Genomic DNA, 21,131 nt, shown 5'->3' on the forward strand with positions numbered 1-21,131 from the left:
GAGTCAATCCGGCACCAGCAACACGCCCGAGTTTCGCGAGCGCCACGGCCTCCAGTGGTGCTCGTACGCAGTGGCGGCCCCCAGTGCGGAGTACATGAGATGAGCCACGAGCTGTCGAAGCGGATCGCCAACCTCTCACCGGAAAAGCGCGCCGAGTTGCTCAAGAAGGTGGCCGCGCAGAAGGCCATCGCGGGCACCTCCGCGCAGGGCCTCATCCCGGTGCAGGACCGCACGCGTCCGCTGCCGCTGTCCTTCGCGCAGCAGCGCCTCTGGTTCATTGATCAGCTTCAACCCGGAACCTCCCTCTTCAACGTGCCCATGGCGGTGCGCCTGGAGGGTGCGCTCGACGTGGCCGTGCTGGAGCGCGCGCTGCGCGAAGTCGTGCGCCGTCATGAGGTGCTTCGCACCACCTTCCGTGAGGACGTCTCCGGCCCCGTGCAGGTGGTGTCCCCGGAGCCGGTGCTCACCCTGGAGCGCAAGGACCTCACGGGCTCACCGCCGGAGGAAGCGTGGCGCCTGGCGCGTGACGCCGCGGCCCAGCCCTTCGACCTCGCGAAGGGCCCGCTGCTGCGCGCGCTGCTGCTGACGTCGGCACCGGGAGAGCACCTGCTCGTCGTGGTGGTGCACCACATCGTCTCCGACGGCTGGTCCATGACGCTGCTGGTGCGCGAAGTGGTGCTGCTCTACGGCGCGCTCGCGAGAGGACAGGCAGCGCCCCTGCCGCCGCTGGGCATCCAGTACGCCGACTTCGGCGTCTGGCAGCGCGAGTGGATGCAGGGCCCTCGGCTGGAGAGGCAGCTCGATTACTGGAAGCGCCAGCTGGTGGGAGTGCCCTCCGCGCTGGAGTTGCCCACCGACTTCCCCCGCCCCGCCACCCGCGACGGCCGAGGCGCCCGGCATGACGTGCTGCTGCCGCGCGAGTTGACGGACGCGCTCAAGGCCCTCGCCCAGCAGGAAGGCGCCTCCCTCTACATGGCGCTGCTGACGGGCTGGCAGATGCTGATGGCCCGCTACTCCGGCCAGGAGGACGTCACCGTCGGCTCCCCCATGGCCGGCCGCACGCGTGGTGAGGTGGAGGGCCTCATCGGACTCTTCGTCAACGCCCAGGTGCTTCGCACGCGGGTGACGGACACGGCGTCCTTCCGCACGCTGTTGCGTCAGGTGCGGGAGACGGTGCTGGGGGCGCAGGAGCACCAGGAGTTGCCCATCGAGCGCCTCGTGGAGGAGTTGAAGCCCGAGCGCATCCCGGGCCGTACTCCCTTCTTCCAGGTGATGCTCACCTACCAGGCCTCCTTCCGCGGCTCCGCCTCCGTTGAAGGCGTCAAGCTGGAGGCCCTGGAGCTCGACACCTTCTCCGCCAAGTTCGACCTCACCCTCCAGGTGCTGGAGACCGACGCCGGCCTCAAGGGCTACCTCGAGTACACCACCGACATCTTCACCGCCTCCACCGCCGCACGCATGGCCGAGCACCTGCGTGTGCTCCTTCAGGAGGCCGTCGCTCAGCCGGATCACCGCGTGTCGTCGCTACAACTGCTCGCGGGAGCAGAGCGCCAGCAGATGCTGGTGGAGTGGAATGCGACGCGGGCACCCTTCCCTGAAGCGTGCATGCACTCGCTCTTCGAGGAGCAGGTGCGCCTCGCTCCGAACGCGGTGGCCGCTGTCTTCGAGGGGACGCAGCTGACGTACGCGCAGCTGGATGCGCGCGCCAATCAGCTCGCCCATGCCCTTCGCCGTCGTGGCGTGGGCCCCGAGGTCCGCGTCGCGCTCAGTGTCGAGCGCTCCCTCGATGTCGTCATCGGTCTGCTTGGCATCCTGAAGGCCGGTGGTGCCTGGGTGCCCGTGGATCCGCTCCTGCCTCGTGAGCGTCTGGCCTTCATGCTGGAGGACAGCGCGGCCCAGGTGCTCGTCACTCAGCAGCCGCTCGTGGACCGCTTCCCCGAAGCACTGCATGCGCGCGCTCTCTGCCTGGACACCGAGCGCGAATCGCTGGCCGAGGAGCCGACGAATGCGCCCGTGACGGGCGTGACGCCCGCGAACATGGCGTACCTGCTCTACACCTCGGGCAGCACCGGTACGCCCAAGGGCACGGCGGTGGAGCACCGCAGCGTCGCCAATCTCGTCACCCACGAGGCGGTGGCCTACGGCATTGGCCCCGGCAGCCGCGTGTTGCAGTTCGCCAGCCTCAGCTTCGACCTCTCCGTGGAGGAGATTTTCACCACGCTCTGCAACGGCGCCACGCTGGTGCTCGCGCCGCTGGAGAAGCTGATGCCGGGCGCGCCGCTGCCCGTGCTGCTGCGTGAGCAGGAGTTGAGTGTCGTCAGCCTCACCCCCGCGGCACTGGCGGCCACGTCGTCCGAGGGGCTGCCCAAGGTGCGCACCGTCATCTCCGGCGGCGAAGCCCTGCCCGCGGACGTCGTCGCGCGTTGGGCCCCGGGACGGCGCCTGCTCAATACCTACGGCCCCACCGAAGCCACCGTCATCGCCACCTTCGGTGAGGTGGTGGCGGATGGTGAAGTGCCGTCCATCGGCAAGCCGCTGGCGAACGTACACGTCTATGTGTTGGACCCGCACGGCCAGCCGGTGCCCGTGGGCGTGCGCGGCGAGTTGCACATCGGTGGCGTCGGCGTGGCGCGAGGCTATGCGGGACGCCCGGGACTCACCGCCGAGCGCTTCGTGCCGGACGCATTCTCCGGTGAGGAAGGGGCTCGCCTCTACCGCACGGGCGACGTGGTGCGCTGGCGCGCTGACGGACAGCTGGACTTCGTCGGCCGCATCGACGCGCAGGTGAAGGTGCGTGGCTTCCGCATCGAGCTGGGCGAAGTCGAGAACGCCCTGCGCGCAGCCCCCTCCGTGAAGGACGCCGTCGTTCTCGCCCGCGAGGATGCCCCGGGCGACAAGCGGTTGGTGGCCTATGTCGTGGGTGAGTCCCTCGACGTCACGGCCCTCCGCGCATACCTCAAGCAGCACCTGCCCGAGTACATGGTGCCCGCGGCCTTCGTCCCCCTGGAAGCGCTGCCCCTGACGTCCAACGGCAAGGTGGACCGCAAGGCACTCCCTGCTCCGGACGCGAGCGCGCTCCGGGCTTCGCACGCCTACGAGGCTCCGGCGACCCCGCTGGAGGAGAAGCTCGCGGCCCTGTGGAGCGAAGTGCTTCGCGTGCCCACTGTCGGCCGCACGGACAACTTCTTCGAACTGGGTGGCCACTCGCTGCTCGCCACACAGTTGGTGGCCCGCGTGCGTGCGGCGCTCGACGTGGAACTTCCCCTCCGCGCCCTCTTCGAAGCCCCCACCATCGAGGCCCTCGCGCAGCGCCTCCAGCTCACGGCGACCGGCACGCGACTGCCGCCCCTCACCCGCATCGCGCACGAAGGCCCGCCCCCGCTGTCCTTCGCCCAGCAGCGCCTGTGGCTGTTGGATCAGCTCCAGCCTGGCAACGCCGCTTACAACATCCCAGCCGCCCTCCGGCTGAAGGGCTACGTGGACGTCGAGTCCCTTCGTCGCGCCTTCGAGACCCTCGTCGCCCGGCATGAAACGCTGCGCACCACCTTTGTCGAGCACCAGGGCCAGCCCGCGCAGTGCATCCACGCGCCTTCGACGTGGACGCTCTCCCTGCTCGATGTGTCCTCGCTGCCCGAGCCTCAACGGCAGGAAGAAGCGCGTCGCCTCGCGAACCTCGAGGCCCACCGTCCCTTCGACCTGGAAGCGGGTCCGCTCCTTCGCACCTCCCTGGTGCGCCTGGGCGACGCGGAGCACCTGCTGCTGGTGACGATGCACCACATCGTCTCGGACGGCTGGTCCATGGGCGTCCTCGTCCGCGAGCTCACCGCCCTGTACGCGGCGCTCCACGCGGAGCAGGCGCCCACGCTCGCACTGCTGCCCGTGCAGTACTCGGATTTCGCCGTGTGGCAGCAGGGATGGCTCCAGGGCGAAACGCTGGAGACCCAGCTCGCCTATTGGAAGGAGAAGCTCGCGGGGGCTCCCGCCACGCTGGAGCTGCTCACGGACCGTCCGCGTCCGCCCGTGCAGTCGCACCGGGGCGCGACGGTTCCCGTGCGGCTCGCCTTGCCGCTGACCGAGGCCCTCAAGACCCTGGCCCGGCAAGAAGGCGCCACGCCTTTCATGCTGCTGCTCTCCGCCTTCCAGGTGCTCCTGTCGCGCTACTCCGGCCAGGACGACATCAGCGTGGGTTCTCCCATCGCCGGCCGCACCCAGGCCGAGACCGAAGGCCTCATCGGCTTCTTCGTCAACACGCTGGTGCTGCGCGCCCACGTGGATCCACGCGCGACCTTCCGGGAGCTGCTGGCGCAGGTGCGCGGCACGACGCTCGCGGCCTATGAGCACCAGCACCTGCCCTTCGAGAAGCTGGTGGAGGTCCTCCAGCCCGTGCGCGACCTGAGTCGCAGCGCGCTCTTCCAGGCGATGTTCACCCTGCAGAACGCGCCCATGGATGCGCTTCGCGTGCCGGGCCTGTCGTTCGAACAGCTCCCGCTCGAATCGAACTCCGCGAAGTTCGACCTGTCCCTGACGCTTCAGGACTCGCCTCAGGGCTTCATGGGCGTGCTGGAATACAGCAGCGACCTCTTCGACGCCGCCACCGTCCAGCGCATGGTGGGCCACCTGGACGTCCTGCTGGAGGCCATCGCCGAGCAGCCGGACTCGACGCTCGCGGGCCTGCCCTTGCTCACGGCTCCAGAGCGCCGGCAGCTCCTCGTGGACTGGACCAGGACGGACGCGGAGTTCCCTCGCGACACCTGCTTCCACGAGGCCTTCACGGCCCAGGCCCTTCGCACGCCTGAAGCCCTGGCCGTCGTCTGCCGCGACCAGCAGCTCACCTTCCAGGAGCTGGACGCGCGCTCCAACCAACTGGCGCACCGGCTGGTGAAGCTGGGCGTCGGCCCCGACGTGCGCGTGGTGCTGTGCGTGGAGCGCTCCGTGGAGGCCCTCGTCGGCATCCTGGGCATCCACAAAGCCGGCGGCGCCTATGTGCCCCTCGACTTCCGCTACCCGGGCGAGTGGCTCGCCCACGTCCTCACGGACACCGGCGCGCCCGTGGTGCTCACCCAGCAGCGCCTGCGCGACGTGCTTCCCCAGCACACCGCCCACGTCGTCCTCCTCGATCCGGATGCGGAGGAGTTCGCGGCCGAGTCCCGCGAAGCGCCCGGCGTGGCCGTCTCCGCCGAGCACCTGGCGTACATCATCTACACCTCTGGCAGCACCGGCCGCCCCAAGGGCGTGATGATCCAGCACCGCTCCGTGATGAACCTGCGGCAGGGACTGTCCACCACCGTGCACCAGGGCCGGGGCGCGGCGGAGCGGGTCAGCGTCAACGCCCCGCTGTCCTTCGACGCCTCCGTCCAACAGCTCGTGCAGGTGCTCGACGGCCACACCCTCTGCATCGTCCCGGAAGAGGCCCGCTCGGATGCGGGTGAGCTGGTGAAGCGCATCGGGCAGGACGCGCTGGAGGTCCTGGATTGCTCTCCCGCGCACCTGCGCATGCTGATGGATGAAGGCCTGCTGGAGAAGGACGTCCTCCCCCGGCGCGCGCTGGTGGGCGGCGAGGCGGTGGATCCCGGCACCTGGAGCCGCCTGGCCCAGCATCCGCGTCTGCGCGCCTTCAACGTCTACGGCCCCACCGAGTGCACCGTCGACGCCACCGCCTGCGCCTTCGACGCCTCTGCGTCGCCCACCATCGGCCGGCCCCTGTCCAACGTCCGTGCTTACGTGTTGGACAAGTCCCTTCGCCCGGTGCCCGTGGGCGTCGCGGGTGAGCTCTTCCTCGGCGGTGAAGGCGTGGCCCGCGGCTACCTCAACCGCCCCGACCTGACGGCGGAGCGCTTCATCCCCGATGCCTTCTCCGCCATCCCGGGCGCGCGCCTCTACCGCACGGGCGACGTGGCGCGCTGGCGCGCGGACGGGATGCTCGACTACCTGGGCCGCGCCGACTTCCAGGTGAAGGTGCGTGGCTTCCGCATCGAGCTGGGTGAAGTCGAAGCCGCGCTCCTCAAGCATCCCCAGGTGCACGCCGCCGTGGTGCTGGCGCGCGAGGACATCCCCGGCGACAAGCGGCTCGTCGCCTACGTGGTGCCCACGGAAGGCACGGACTCCGCGCCGACGACGGACGTCCTCAAGGACTGGCTCAAGCAGCTCCTGCCGGAGCACATGCGGCCCTCCACCTTCCTGGTGCTGGAGGCCCTGCCGCTCAACGCCAACGGCAAGGTGGACCGCAAGGCCCTGCCCGCGCCCCAGGGCACCGCGCAGGCTTCCACCTATGTCGCGCCGCGCACTCCCACGGAAGAGCAGCTCGCGGCCCTCTTCGCGCAGGTGCTGCGCGTGGAGCGCGTGGGCATCCACGACGACTTCTTCGCCCTGGGCGGACACTCGCTGCTGGCCACCCAGTTCGTCTCCCGCGTGCGCGCCACCTTCCGCGTGGAGTTACCGCTCCGGGCCCTCTTCGAGGCCCCCACGGTGGCCGCGCTCGCCGAAGGCCTCCGGACACGGACACCCGGCCACCACCTGCCTCCACTCATCCGGGCTTCGGCGGACAGCCCGCGACCGCTGTCCTTTGCCCAGCAGCGCCTCTGGTTCCTGGATCAGCTCACGCCGGGAGACGCGTCGTACAACCTCCCCACGGCGCTGCGGCTGACGGGCCCGGTGGACGTGGAGTCATTGCGCCGCGCCTTCGAAGCGCTCGTCACCCGTCACGACGCCCTGCGCACCACCGTGCACGAAGTCCAGGGACAGGCCACCCAGCACGTCCACGCTCCGGCCACCTGGACCTTGCCGCTCATGGACCTGTCCGCGCTGCCCGACGCGCAGCGTGAAGCCGAAGCCTGGCGCAAGCTCGAGGAGGAGGCGCACCAGCCGTTCCATCTGGAAACGGGCCCGCTGCTGCGCACCGCGCTCGTGCGGCTGGCGGCCGAAGAGCACCTGTTGCTCGTGACGATGCACCACATCATCTCCGACGGCTGGTCCATGGGCGTGCTCGTGCGCGACCTGGTCGCCTTCTATGAAGCGTTCAGCGCCGGCCAGACGCCCGCGCTCGCCCCGCTGCCCGTGCAGTACGCGGACTTCGCGGAGCGGCAGCGCCAGTGGCTCCAGGGCGAAACGCTGGAGACCCAGCTCGCCTACTGGAAGCAGCAGCTCGCGGGGGCACCCGCCACCCTGGCGCTGCCCACGGATCATCCGCGCCCGTCCATCCAGTCACACGCGGGCACGTCCCTCGCAGTCCGCATTCCACGGGAGACGTCCGAAGCCCTCAAGGCGCTGGCCGGGCGAGAGGGGGCCACCCCCTTCATGGTGCTGCTCGCGGCCTGGCAGCTGTTCCTGGCGCGCTACTCCGGCCAGGACGACGTCAGCGTGGGCACGCCCATCGCCGGCCGGACCCAGGCGGAGACCGAGGGCCTCATCGGCTTCTTCGTCAACACGCTCGTCCTGCGCGCCCAGGTGAATCCACGCGCGACCTTCCGCGAGCTGCTCGCGCAGGTGCGCGGAACCACGCTCGCGGCGTTCGAGCATCAGCACCTGCCCTTCGAGAAGCTCGTCGAAGCCGTGCAGCCCGTGCGGGACGCGAGCCGCAGCCCGCTGTTCCAGGTGATGTTCGCGCTGCAGAACGCGCCCACCGGGGACCTGCGAATCCCGGGCCTCACCTTCCAGCAGGTGGCCGCGGAATCGCGCTCCGCCAAGTTCGACCTCACCCTGACGTTGCAGGACTCGGCGCAGGGCTTCGTGGGCTGGTTGGAGTACAGCACCGCGTTGTTCAAGCAGGGCACGGTGGAGCGGATGGCCAGCCACCTGCGCATCCTGCTGGAGGCCGTGGCCTCAAGGCCCGAGCAGTCCGTGGCCGGGCTGTCGCTGCTCTCCCGCGAGGAGCGACAGCGCATCCTCGTGGACTGGAACGACACCACCGTCGCCAGCCCCCTGGACGTCCCGGTCCACGTCCACTTCGCGCGGCAGGCCCTCAGCACGCCCGACGCGGTGGCCCTGGTGCTGGGGGAGGCGTCGCTGACGTACGCCCAGCTCGAAGCCCGCGCCAACCAACTCGCACATCACCTGCGCGGCCTCGGCATCATGCCCGGCGCGCGCGTGGGCCTCGCCATCGAGCGCTCGTTCGAGCTGGTGACGGCGCTCCTCGCCATCCTCAAGGCTGGCGCTGCCTTCGTGCCCGTGGATCGCAATGCGCCCGTGGAGCGCATCGCCACCTTGCTGGAGGACGCGGACGTCGGCGTCGTCCTCACCCACCAGCCCTTCGCCTCCAAGCTGCCGGCCTCCGGCACCCGCGTCTGGCTGGATGCGCAGCAGGACGTCATCGCCGCACGGCCCACGCATGCGCTCGACGTCTCCGTGGAGGGAGAGTCTCTCGCCTACGTCATGTTCACCTCGGGCTCCACGGGGCGTCCCAAGGGCGTCTGCGTGCCGCACCGGGGCATCACCCGCCTGGTGCTCGGCAGCACCTTCATGCGCTTCGGGCCGGATGAAGTCTGGCTCCAGGCTGCCCCGGTTGCCTTCGACGCCTCAACGCTCGAAATCTGGGGCGCGCTGCTGCACGGTGCGAAGCTCGTCCTCGCTCCGCCGCACGCACTCTCCCTGGAGGAGCTGGCCACGCAGCTTCGCCGCCACCGGGTGACGTCGCTGTGGCTCACCACCGCTCTCTTCGAGCAGATGGCCCTTCACCAGGGCGAAGCCTTGGCGGAGGTGCGCCAGGTCCTCACGGGCGGAGACGTGATGCCCTGGTCGCGCCTGCGCGCTCATCTCCCCCGCCTCGCCGAAGGGGCGACGCTGGTGCACGCCTACGGCCCGACGGAGAACACGACCTTCTCCACCACGCTGCCGTTGCACCGCCACACGCGCGTGGAGGGTCCCGTCTCCATTGGCCGTCCCATCCCGAACTCCACCGCCTATGTGTTCGATGCGAACCTCCATCCAGTGCCCGTGGGCGTCGCGGGCGAGGTGTACGTCGGTGGCCCGGGCCTCGCCTGGGGCTACCTGCACCGCCCCGACCTGACCGCGGAGCGCTTCGTCCCCCATCCCTTCGCTTCCATTCCGGGAGAGCGCCTCTACCGCACGGGCGACAAGGCCCGCTGGAGGGAGGACGGCACGCTCGACTTCCTGGGCCGCGTCGACTTCCAGGTGAAGGTGCGCGGCTTCCGCATCGAGCTGGGTGAAATCGAAGCCGCCCTGCGCGCATTCCCGGGCGTCAACGAGGCCGTCGTCATGGCCCGGGGCTCGGACGCGGACAAGCGCCTCATCGGCTATCTCACCGCGCACGAAGGCCACACCTTGGACGTGGAGGCGCTGCGGGCCCACCTGCGGCAGCGGCTGCCGGAGTACATGGTGCCTGCCTCGCTCCTGGTCCTGGAGGCCCTGCCCCTCAACGCCAACGGCAAGGTGGACCGCAAGGCCCTGCCCGAACCGGGGGACGCACCGCGCGCGGCCTCCTTCGTCGCGCCGCGCACCGCCACCGAAGAGCAGCTCGCGGCCCTCTTCGCGGAGGTGCTGCGCGTGGAGCGCATGGGCCTCCACGACGACTTCTTCGCCCTCGGTGGCCACTCGCTGCTGGCCACCCAGCTCGTCTCGCGCGTGCGCGCCGCGTTCGGCGTGGAGCTGCCGCTGCGAGCCCTGTTCGGAGCGCCCACCGTCGAAGCCCTCGCGCCGAAGCTCGACGAGGCCCCGTCCTCCGCGCTTCGTGCTCCGCCGCTGAGGCCCGTGTCCCGCGAGGGGGCCCTGCCGCTCTCCTTCGCCCAGCAGCGCCTGTGGCTGTTGGATCAGCTCCAGCCGGGTGATTCGTCATACAACGTCCCCACCGCGCTGCGGCTGTCGGGCCGGGTGGACGTGGCGGCACTGCGAGGCGCCTTCGAGGCGCTCATCGCCCGCCACGAGTCCCTGCGCACCACGCTCGCCGCGTCCCACGAGGCGCCGTCGCAGCGAGTCCACACCTCCGTGGCGTGGGAGCTGCCGGTCGTCGACCTGAGCGCGCTGCCCCAGGAGCAGCGCGAGGAAGAAGCCTGGCGCATCGTGGCCGAGGAGGCCCGCCGTCCGTTCCAGCTCGCCACGGGACCGCTGCTGCGCGGGCTGCTGGTGCGCCTGGGAGCGGAGGAGCACGTGCTGCTGGTGACCATGCACCACGTCATCTCCGACGGCTGGTCCATGGGCGTCCTCGTGCGCGAGATGGCCGCCTTCTACGAGGCCTTCAGCACGGGCAGCACGCCGGCCCTCCCGCCGCTGCCGGTGCAGTACGCGGACTTCGCGACGTGGCAGCGCGACTGGCTCCAGGGAGAGGTCCTGGACGCGCAGCTGGCTCACTGGAAGCAGCGGTTGGCGGGTGCGCCGGCGGCGCTGGAGCTGCCCACGGACCGGCCCCGTCCGCCCGTGCAGACGCACCGGGGTGCCACGGTGGAGGTGCGGATTCCCGCCCCCCTCGTGGAGGCCCTCAAGGCCCTGGCCCAGCAGGAAGGCGCCACGCCCTTCATGGTGCTGCTGGCGGCCTACCAGGTGCTCCTGTCGCGCTACTCCGCGCAGGATGACATCAGCGTGGGTTCCCCCATCGCGGGCCGCACCCAGGCGGAGACCGAGGGCCTCATCGGCTTCTTCGTCAACACGCTCGTCCTGCGCGCCCACGTGGATCCGCGCAAGACGTTCCGGGCGCTGCTGGTCCAGGTGCGCGACACCACGCTCGCCGCCTTCGAGCACCAGCACCTGCCCTTCGAGAAGCTCGTGGAGGCCGTGCAGCCCACGCGCGACCTGAGCCGCAATCCGTTGTTCCAGGCCATGTTCGTCCTGCAGAACATGCCGGGCGAGGTGCTGCGCGTGCCGGGGCTGTCCATGCGGACGCTGCCGCTGGAGACCCGCTCCGCGAAGTTCGATCTCTCCCTGGGACTGAGGGAGGCCCCCACGGGCATCACGGGCACGCTGGAGTACGCAACGGACCTGTTCGACGCGGCGACCATCCAACGCATGGCCGGACACTTCGGCGTACTGCTGGAGGCCATCGCATCAGAGCCGAACACGAGGCTTGGCGACCTGCCCCTGCTCACCGACACGGAGCGCCAGCAGCTCCTCGTCGAGTGGAATCCGCCTGCCTCGCAGGCGCCGCGGGAGTCCAGCATCCCCGCGATGGTGGAGGCCCAGGTGCGCCGCACGCCGGATGCGCTGGCCGTCATCACGCCCGAGCGGCAGCTGACGTACCGGGAGCTGGACGCGAAGGCGAACCAGCTCGCGCACCGTCTGCGCGGACTTGGCGTCGGGCCCGAAGTCCGCGTCGGCCTGTGCGTCGAGCGCACCGAGGACCTCGTCATCGGCGCTCTCGGCATCCTCAAGGCTGGCGGCGCCTACGTGCCGCTGGACCCCAGCTACCCGCGTGAGCGCTTGGGCTGGCTGCTGGAGGACGCCCAGGGCCCTGCACTCGTCGCGCACTCCCATCTGCTCTCGGCGTTGCCCGAAACCAGTGCCACGCCGGTGTGCCTCGACTCGGACGTGGAGCTGGCGAAGCAGCCGACGACGTCTCCGCTTGTGGACATCCACGCCGGACACCTCGCCTACCTCATCTACACTTCTGGCAGTACCGGCCGTCCCAAGGGCGTTGCCATCTCCCATGGCAACGCCGTCTCCTTCCTCCACTGGGCCTTGGAGACCTTCTCGCCGGAGGAGTTGAAGGGCACCCTCGCCGCGACGAGCCTCAACTTCGACCTCTCCGTCTTCGAGCTCTTCGCTCCGTTGAGCAGTGGTGGCGCAGTGGTGGTGGCACGCAACGCCTTGCACCTGGCGGAGCTGCCTACGGCCTCTCACGTCACCCTCGTCAACACCGTGCCCTCCGCCATGGCTCAGCTGCTGCGTCTGGGCGCGGTGCCGCCGAGCGTGCGCGTCATCAACCTCGCCGGTGAAGCCCTGCCGGAGACGCTGGCGAAGCAGGTCTACGCCGTCCCCACGGTGCAGAAGCTCTTCAACCTCTACGGGCCTTCCGAGGACACCACCTACTCCACCGCCTCTCTCGTCGGCCGTGACGAAGTGCCCCTCATCGGCCGCCCGCTACCCGCGACGCGCGCCTACGTGCTGGACGCCTCATTGCAGCCGGTGCCCGTGGGTGTCGCAGGTGAGCTGTACCTCGCGGGCGAAGGCCAGGCGCGCGGCTACCTGCTGCGCCCGGAACTCACCGCGGAGCGCTTCGTACCGGAGCCCTTCGGTCCTCCCGGCGGCCGCATGTACCGCACGGGCGACCGCGTCCGTTACCGCCTCGACGGGCGACTGGAGTACCTCGGCCGCATCGACTTCCAGGTGAAGGTGCGTGGCTTCCGCATCGAACTGGGCGAAATCGAAGCAGCCCTCCGCCGCGCTCCAGGCCTCAAGGACGCCGTCGTCGTCGCGAAGGGTGAGGCCGCCGACAAGCGCCTCGTCGCCTACGTCACTCCCAAGGCCGGGGCCTCGCTGGAGGTGGAAGCCCTCAAGGCGCACCTGCGCCAGGGCCTCCCTGAGTACATGGTGCCCGCCACCTTCGTGGTGCTCGACGCCCTGCCCCTCAACTCCAACGGCAAGGTGGACCGCAAGGCCCTGCCGGAGCCGGAGGCGCCCCAGTCCGGCAACACCTACGAAGCGCCTCGCACGGAAGTCGAAGCGAAGCTGGCCTCCATCTGGGCGGAAGTCCTGCGCCTGCCCCAGGTGGGCGTGAAGGACTCCTTCTTCGAACTGGGCGGGCACTCGCTGCTGGCCACGCAAGTGGTCTCTCGCGTGCGCGCGGAGTTCAGCGTGGAGTTGCCCCTGCGCGCGCTCTTCGAGTCCCCCACCGTGGAGGCGCTCGCCGGGCGGCTGCACGGGAGCGCCACCTCCCAGGCTCCGAAGCTCACCCGCGTCTCGCATGACGGTCCGCTGCCGCTGTCCTTCGCGCAGCAGCGACTGTGGCTGTTGGATCAGCTCCAGCCCGGGGACGCGTCGTACAACATCCCCACCGCGCTCCAGCTCTCGGGACACCTGGACATCGAGGCCCTGCGCCGTGCCTTCGAGGCGCTCGTCGCCCGTCACGACGCACTGCGCACCACCTTCCACGAGCATCAGGACCAGCCCATCCAGGCGGTCCACGCGCCCAGTGGTTGGACGCTGCCGCTCGTGGACCTCTCAACCCGGCCTGAGACGCTGCGGGAAGACGAGGCGCGCAGGCTGGCCAACGAGGAAGCACGGAAGCCGTTCGACCTCGCCAGGGGACCGCTGCTGCGCACCACGTTGGTGCGGCTGGCCGAGGACTCACATCTGTTGCTCGTGACGATGCACCACATCGTCTCCGACGGCTGGTCCATGGGTGTGCTCGTCCGCGAGCTCGTCTCGCTATACGCCACGTTCCATGACGGCAAGGAGCCCGGCCTCACGCCGCTGCCCCTGCAGTACGCGGACTTCGCCGCCTGGCAGCGGAACTGGCTCCAGGGCGAGGCACTGGACGCGCAGATCCACTACTGGAAGCAGCAGCTCTCCGGAGTTCCCGCCGCGCTGGAGCTGCCCACGGACCGCCCGCGACCGCCCGTGCAGTCCCACCGGGGCGCAACGGTGGACGTGCGCATCCCCGGGGACGTCGCCCGTGCGCTCAAGGCGCTCGCGGGACGCGAGGGTGCCACGCCGTTCATGACGTTGCTCGCGGCGTTCCAGGTGCTCCTGTCGCGCTACTCCGCGCAGGATGACATCAGCGTGGGTTCCCCCATCGCGGGCCGCACCCAGGCGGAGACCGAAGGCCTCATCGGCTTCTTCGTCAACACGCTCGTCTTGCGCGCCCACTTGAGCCCGCGCGCGACGTTCCGCGAGCTGTTGGCCCAGGTGCGAGGCACGACCTTCGCGGCCTTCGAACACCAGCACCTGCCCTTCGAGAAGCTCGTGGAGGCCGTGCAGCCCACGCGCGACCTGAGCCGCAGCCCGCTCTTCCAGGCCATGTTCGTCCTGCAGAACACGCCCACCGAGGCGCTGCGTCTGCCGGGACTGTCCTTCCAGGCCCTGCCGCTGGAAGCACACTTCGCCAAGTTCGACCTCTCCTTGGGTCTGCGTGAAGGCCGGGACGGATTCGTCGGTTCATTCGACTTCGCGACGGACCTGTTCGATGCCGAGACCATCCAGCGCATGGCCGGGCACTTCGGCGTGTTGCTGGAGGCCATCGCGACGAAGCCGGACACCCGACTGGTTGACCTGCCTCTGCTCACGGATGCTGAGCGCCAGCAACTCCTCGTCGAGTGGAATCCGCCTGCCTCGCAGGTGCCACCGGAGTCCAGCATCCCCGCGATGGTGGAGGCCCAGGTGCGTCGCACGCCGGATGCGCTGGCCGTCATCACGCCCGAGCGGCAGTTGACGTACCGGGAGCTGGACGCGAAGGCCAATCAACTCGCGCACCGCCTGCGCGGCCTGGGTGTCGGGCCTGAAGTCCGCGTCGGCCTGTGCGTCGAGCGCACCGAGGACCTCGTCATTGGTGCCCTCGGCATCCTCAAGGCCGGTGGCGCCTACGTACCGCTGGACCCCAGCTATCCGCGCGAGCGATTGGGCTGGCTGCTGGAGGACGCTCAGGGTCCTGCCCTTGTCGCGCACTCCCATCTGCTCTCGGCGCTGCCTGAAACCAGCGCCACGCCGGTGTGCCTCGACTCGGACGTGGAGCTGGCGAAGCAGCCGACGACGGCTCCGCTTGTGGACATCCACGCCGGACACCTCGCCTACCTCATCTACACCTCCGGCAGCACAGGCCGTCCCAAGGGCGTCGCCATCTCCCATGGCAACGCCGTCTCCTTCCTCCACTGGGCCCTGACTACATTCTCGCCGGAGGAGTTGAAGGGCACCCTCGCCGCGACGAGCCTCAACTTCGACCTCTCCGTCTTCGAGCTCTTCGCGCCGCTCTCCAGTGGTGGCGCGGTGGTCGTGGCACGCAACGCACTCCACCTGGCGGAGCTGCCCACCGCTTCCCACGTCACCCTCGTCAACACCGTGCCCTCCGCCATGGCGCAGCTGCTGCGCCTGGGCGCGGTGCCGCCTTCCGTGCGCGTCGTCAACCTCGCCGGTGAAGCCCTCCCGGAGACGTTGGCGAAGCAGGTCTACGCCGTCCCCACGGTGCAGAAGCTCTTCAACCTCTACGGGCCTTCCGAGGACACCACCTACTCCACCGCCTCTCTCGTCGGCCGTGACGAAGTGCCCCTCATCGGCCGCCCGCTACCCGCGACGCGCGCCTACGTGCTGGACGCCTCATTGCAGCCGGTGCCCGTGGGTGTCGCAGGTGAGCTGTACCTCGCGGGCGAAGGCCAGGCGCGCGGCTACCTGCTGCGCCCGGAACTCACCGCGGAGCGCTTCGTACCGGAGCCCTTCGGTCCTCCCGGCGGCCGCATGTACCGCACGGGCGACCGCGTCCGTTACCGCCTCGACGGGCGACTGGAGTACCTCGGCCGCATCGACTTCCAGGTGAAGGTGCGTGGCTTCCGCATCGAACTGGGCGAAATCGAAGCAGCCCTCCGCCGCGCTCCAGGCCTCAAGGACGCCGTCGTCGTCGCGAAGGGTGAGGCCGCCGACAAGCGCCTCGTCGCCTACGTCACTCCCAAGGCCGGGGCCTCGCTGGAGGTGGAAGCCCTCAAGGCGCACCTGCGCCAGGGCCTCCCTGAGTACATGGTGCCCGCCACCTTCGTGGTGCTCGACGCCCTGCCCCTCAACTCCAACGGCAAGGTGGACCGCAAGGCCCTGCCGGAGCCGGAGGCGCCCCAGTCCGGCAACACCTACGAAGCGCCTCGCACGGAAGTCGAAGCGAAGCTGGCCTCCATCTGGGCGGAAGTCCTGCGCCTGCCCCAGGTGGGCGTGAAGGACTCCTTCTTCGAACTGGGCGGGCACTCGCTGCTGGCCACCCAGGTGGTGTCGCGCGTGCGCACGGACCTGGGCGTGGAGCTGCCCCTCCGCGCCCTCTTCGAGTCCCCCACGGTGGAAGCCCTGGCCGCGCGGCTGCACGGAAGCGCGAGCGCCCATGCTCCGAAGCTCACCCGAACCCCGCACGACGGCCCGCTGCCTCTGTCCTTCGCGCAGCAGCGGCTGTGGTTGCTGGATCAGCTCCAGCCCGAGGATGCGTCCTACAATCTCCCGGTCGCGCTCCAGCTCTCGGGCCACCTGGACGTGGAAGCCCTGCGCCGTGCATTCGAGGCACTCGTCGCCCGTCACGAGGCCCTGCGCACCACCTTCCATGAACATCAGGGGCAGCCCACGCAGCGGATCCAGGCTCCGGCGGCATGGACGCTGCCGCTCATGGACCTCTCTTCGTTGCCCGAAGAGGAGCGGGAGAAGGAGGCTCGGAAGCTGGCCGACGAGGAGGCCCGGCGACCCTTCCGCCTCGCCACGGGTCCCCTGCTGCGCAGTGCGCTGGTGCGGCTGACCGAGGACTCACATCTGTTGCTCGTGACGATGCATCACATCGTCTCCGACGGCTGGTCCATGGGCGTGCTCGTCCGCGAACTCATCTCGCTGTACTCCGCGTTCCATGACGGCAAGGAGCCCGGCCTCACGCCGCTGCCCGTGCAGTACGCGGACTTCGCCGCCTGGCAGCGGAACTGGCTCCAGGGCGAGGCACTGGACGCGCAGATCCACTACTGGAAGCAGCAGCTCTCCGGAGTTCCCGCCGCGCTGGAGCTGCCCACGGACCGTCCGCGGCCGCCCGTGCAGTCCCACCGGGGCGCCACGATGGAGGTTCGCATCCCCGGGGACGTCGCCCGTGCGCTCAAGGCGCTCGCGGGACGCGAGGGGGCCACGCCCTTCATGGTGCTGCTCGCCGCGTTCCAGGTGCTCCTGTCGCGCTACTCCGCGCAGGAAGACATCAGCGTGGGTTCCCCCATCGCGGGCCGCACCCAGGCGGAGACCGAAGGCCTCATCGGCTTCTTCGTCAACACGCTCGTCTTGCGCGCCCACTTGAGCCCGCGCGCGACGTTCCGCGAGCTGTTGGCCCAGGTGCGAGGCACGACCTTCGCCGCCTTCGAGCACCAGCACCTGCCCTTCGAGAAGCTCGTGGAGGCCGTGCAGCCCACGCGCGACCTGAGCCGCAGCCCCCTGTTCCAGGCCATGTTCGTCCTGCAGAACACGCCCACCGAGGCGCTGCGTCTGCCGGGCCTGTCCTTCCAGGCCCTGCCGCTGGAAGCACACTTCGCCAAGTTCGATCTCTCCCTCGCCCTGCAAGAGGTCCAGGGGGAGCTGGTCGGTTCGCTGGAGTACGCAACGGACCTGTTCGACGCCGCGACCGTCCAGCGCATGGCCGGACACTTCGGCGTGTTGCTGGAGGCCATCGCGAAGAAGCCTGAGTCACGACTCGGGGACCTGCCGCTGCTCACTGGCTCCGAGCGCCAGCAACTCCTCGTCGAGTGGAATCCTCCTGCCTCGCAGGTGCCGCGCGAACTCAGCATCCCCGCGATGGTGGAGGCCCAGGTGCGTCGCACGCCGGATGCGCTGGCCGTCATCACGCCCGAGCGGCGGTTGACGTACCGGGAGCTGGACGCGAAGGCTAATCAACTCGCGCACCGCCTGCGCGGCCTGGGTGTCGGGCCTGAAGTCCGCGTCGGTCTCTGTGTCGAGCGCACCGAGGATCTTCTCATTGGCACCCTTGGCATCCTCAAGGCCGGTGGTGCCTACGTGCCGCTGGACCCCAGCTATCCACGTGAGCGCCTGGGCTGGCTGCTGGAGGATGCGCAGGGGCCTGCCCTCGTCGCGCATTCACATCTGCTCTCGGCGCTGCCTGAAACCAGCGCCACGCCAGTGTGCCTCGACTCGGACGTGGAGCTGGCGAAGCAGCCGACGACGGCACCCGCGGTGGACATCCACCCCGGCCATCTCGCCTATCTCATCTACACTTCTGGCAGCACCGGCCGTCCCAAGGGTGTCGCCATCTCCCATGGCAACGCCGTCTCCTTCCTCCACTGGGCCCTGACTACATTCTCCCCGGAGGAGTTGAAGGGAACGCTCGCCGCGACGAGCCTCAACTTCGACCTCTCCGTCTTCGAACTCTTCGCTCCGCTCTCCAGCGGTGGCGCGGTGGTGGTGGCTCGCAACGCCTTGCATCTGGCGGAGCTGCCTACGGCCTCTCACGTCACCCTCGTCAACACCGTGCCCTCCGCCATGGCGCAACTGCTGCGCCTGGGTGCAGTGCCGCCTTCCGTGCGTGTCATCAACCTCGCCGGTGAAGCCCTGCCGGAGACGCTGGCGAAGCAGGTCTACGCCGTCCCGACGGTGCAGAAGCTCTTCAACCTCTACGGCCCGTCCGAGGACACCACCTACTCCACCGCCTCCCTCGTCGGTCGTGACGAAGTGCCCCTCATCGGCAGGCCCCTGCCCGCGACGCGTGCCTATGTGCTGGATGCCTCGTTGCAGCCGGTGCCCGTGGGTGTCGCAGGCGAGCTGTACCTCGCGGGCGAAGGCCAGGCGCGCGGCTACCTGCTGCGTCCGGAGCTCACCGCCGAGCGCTTCGTCCCCGAGCCTTACGGGCCTCCCGGCGGCCGCATGTACCGCACGGGCGACCGCGTCCGTTACCGCCTCGACGGGCGCCTGGAGTACCTCGGCCGCATCGACTTCCAGGTGAAGGTGCGCGGCTTCCGCATCGAACTGGGCGAAATCGAAGCAGCCCTTCGTCGCGCTCCAGGTCTCAAGGACGCCGTCGTCGTCGCCAAGGGTGAGGCCGCCGACAAGCGGCTGGTCGCCTACGTCACGCCCAAAGTGAATGCGTCGCTGGAGGTGGAAGCCCTCAAGGCGCACCTGCGCCAGGGCCTCCCTGAGTACATGGTGCCCTCCACCTTCGTGGTGATGGACGCCCTGCCCCTCAACTCCAACGGCAAGGTCGACCGCAAGGCGCTACCCGAACCCGATGCCCACGCCATCGAGGCCCGGGACTTCGTCGCTCCCCGCGACGCGCTCGAAATGCAGCTCGCTCGCATCTGGGAGGACGTCCTCGGCGTCCGCTCCGTCGGCGTCCGCTCCAGCTTCTTCGAACTGGGCGGCCACTCCCTGCTCGCCGTGCGCATGCTCGCGTCCATCCGTGAGCGTCTCGGCCTCAGCCTCCCTCTCTCCGTCCTCTTCCAGCAGCCCACCGTCGAGCAACTCGCGCAGGTGCTCCGCGACGACTCACGGGCCTGGACGCCCCTCGTTCCCCTGGAGCGCGGAGAGCCTGGACAGCGGCCCCTCTTCCTCGTCCACCCCGGTGGCGGCAACGTCCTGGCCTACTCGGAGCTGGCGCGCAGGCTCGGGCCGTCACTGCCCGTCTTTGGACTCCAGTCTCGCGGCCTCGACGGGCGCCCCGTCGTCGAGTCCATCGAGGAGATGGCCACCCTCTACATCGAAGCGATCCGCACTGTGCAGCCGCAGGGCCCCTACCAGTTGGGAGGTTGGTCCCTGGGCGGCGTCATCGCCTACGAGATGGCTCGCCGCCTGCGCGAGGCGGGTGAAGCCGTGGACCTGCTCGCACTCATCGACGCCCACGCGCCCGGCATCACGCCGCCTTCCGAGACAGAGCCCCACTTCTCTTCAGAAGCCCGAGTGAGGATCGCCTTCGCCCAGACCACGGCCACCGCCTTCGGCCAGGAGCTCTCCGTCTCGGCCGAAGCGCTGGCACAAGGCGACGACGACGCGATGCTGGACCACCTGCTCCAGGAAGGCGTCCGGGCGAGCATCCTCGACGCGCACTCCGGGGCCGCCCAGCTGCGCGCCCTCTTCCGCGTCTTCCAGGCCAACCTCTTCGCGCAGGAGAAGTACGTGCCCCGGCCGTACGACGGCACCGCCCTGCTGCTGAGCGCCAGCGAGGCCGCGGCCGGGCTTCCACGTCACCGCGGCTGGGAGCCTCTCGTCCGTGGCGGCCTGGAGGTGCACGACGTCCCCGGCAGCCATCATGAGCTGCTGCAGGACACGCACCTCGAGCCCATCGTGGAGCGACTGCGGCTGATCCTCGCCCGTGCGTCGAGCAGCGAGTCGCGCGCACCCACGGGAAGTTGAAGTCCGTCCGCCCCGCGCCAGCCTGTTCAGGCGCGGGGCTTCAGCTCCAGGAAGCCAGGCGCGCCGCACGGATCACTCCGCCGGGTTCGTTGGCGTCCAGAATTCGCGGGCCCCCGAACCTGAGATCCGGCTTTTGCGGTCGAGCGGTCACGCCGGCGTCAGAGCCGCCTCCTATGGTGGGGTCTGTAAACACAGGGATTTATTCATCCCCAGGGTGTGCCTCAGGAGCGCAGGGCCGGCCTCATGACACGCCATGTCGTTACCGAATAATGTAACCACCGCGAATTTGCCCACTGCCGCGCTTCCCCCGTGAGCGCGGTTCAGGACGGCAATCCAGCAACAGCAGCAGTCTGAGATCTCACGAGGGCCACCGTCCCGGGTGGTCCTCGTGCGCCATGGCATCCCCCAGTGCGGAGTACACGAGATGAGCCAGGATCTGTCGAAGCGGATCGCCAACCTCTCACCGGAAAAGCGCGCCGAGTTGCTCAAGAAGATGGCCGCGCAAAAGGCCACGGCTGGCAACTCCGTCCAAGGCCTCATCCCGGTGCAGGACCGAACGCGTCCGCTGCCGCTGTCCTTCGCGCAGCAGCGCCTCTGGTTCATTGATCAGCTTCAACCCGGCACCTCCCTCTTCAACGTGCCCATGGCGGTGCGTCTGGAGGGTGCGCTCGACGTGGCCGTGCTGGAGCGCGCGCTGCGCGAAGTCGTGCGCCGTCATGAGGTGCTTCGCACCGTCTTCCGCGAGGACGTCTCCGGCCCCGTGCAGGTGGTGTCCCCGGAGCCGATGCTCACCCTGGAGCGCAAGGACCTCACGGGCTCGCCGACGGAAGAAGCGTGGCGCTTGGCGCGTGAAGCCGCGGCCCAGCCCTTCGACCTCGCGAAGGGCCCGCTGCTGCGCGCGTTGCTGCTGACGTCAGCACCGGGAGAGCACCTGCTCGTCGTGGTGGTCCACCACATCGTCTCCGACGGCTGGTCCATGACGCTGCTGGTGCGCGAGGTGGCGCTGCTCTACGGCGCGCTCGCGCGAGGACAGGCAGCGCCCCTGCCGCCGCTGGGCATCCAGTACGCCGACTTCGGCGTCTGGCAGCGCGAGTGGATGCAGGGGCCCCGGCTGGAGAAGCAGCTCGATTACTGGAAGCGGCAGCTGGCCGGAGTGCCCTCCGCGCTGGAGTTGCCCACCGACTTCC

The 21,131-nt window shown here is 69.7% G+C and carries 2 protein-coding genes; both read left to right on the forward strand.

What is annotated here, in order from left to right; all coding sequences use genetic code 11:
* The first annotated feature begins 99 nt into the window (after window positions 1–99).
* Entirely contained in the window at window positions 100–19,944 is a 19,845-nt protein-coding gene (locus tag D7Y15_RS13920) for a non-ribosomal peptide synthetase (protein WP_121752883.1), read from the forward strand.
* A gap of 424 nt (window positions 19,945–20,368) precedes the next feature.
* A partial coding sequence (locus D7Y15_RS13925; protein WP_233604949.1) for a condensation domain-containing protein occupies window positions 20,369–21,131 on the forward strand: 763 nt, incomplete at its 3' end.

This window comes from Corallococcus sp. AB030 (assembly GCF_003668965.1).
GTDB classification, from domain to species: domain Bacteria; phylum Myxococcota; class Myxococcia; order Myxococcales; family Myxococcaceae; genus Corallococcus; species Corallococcus exiguus.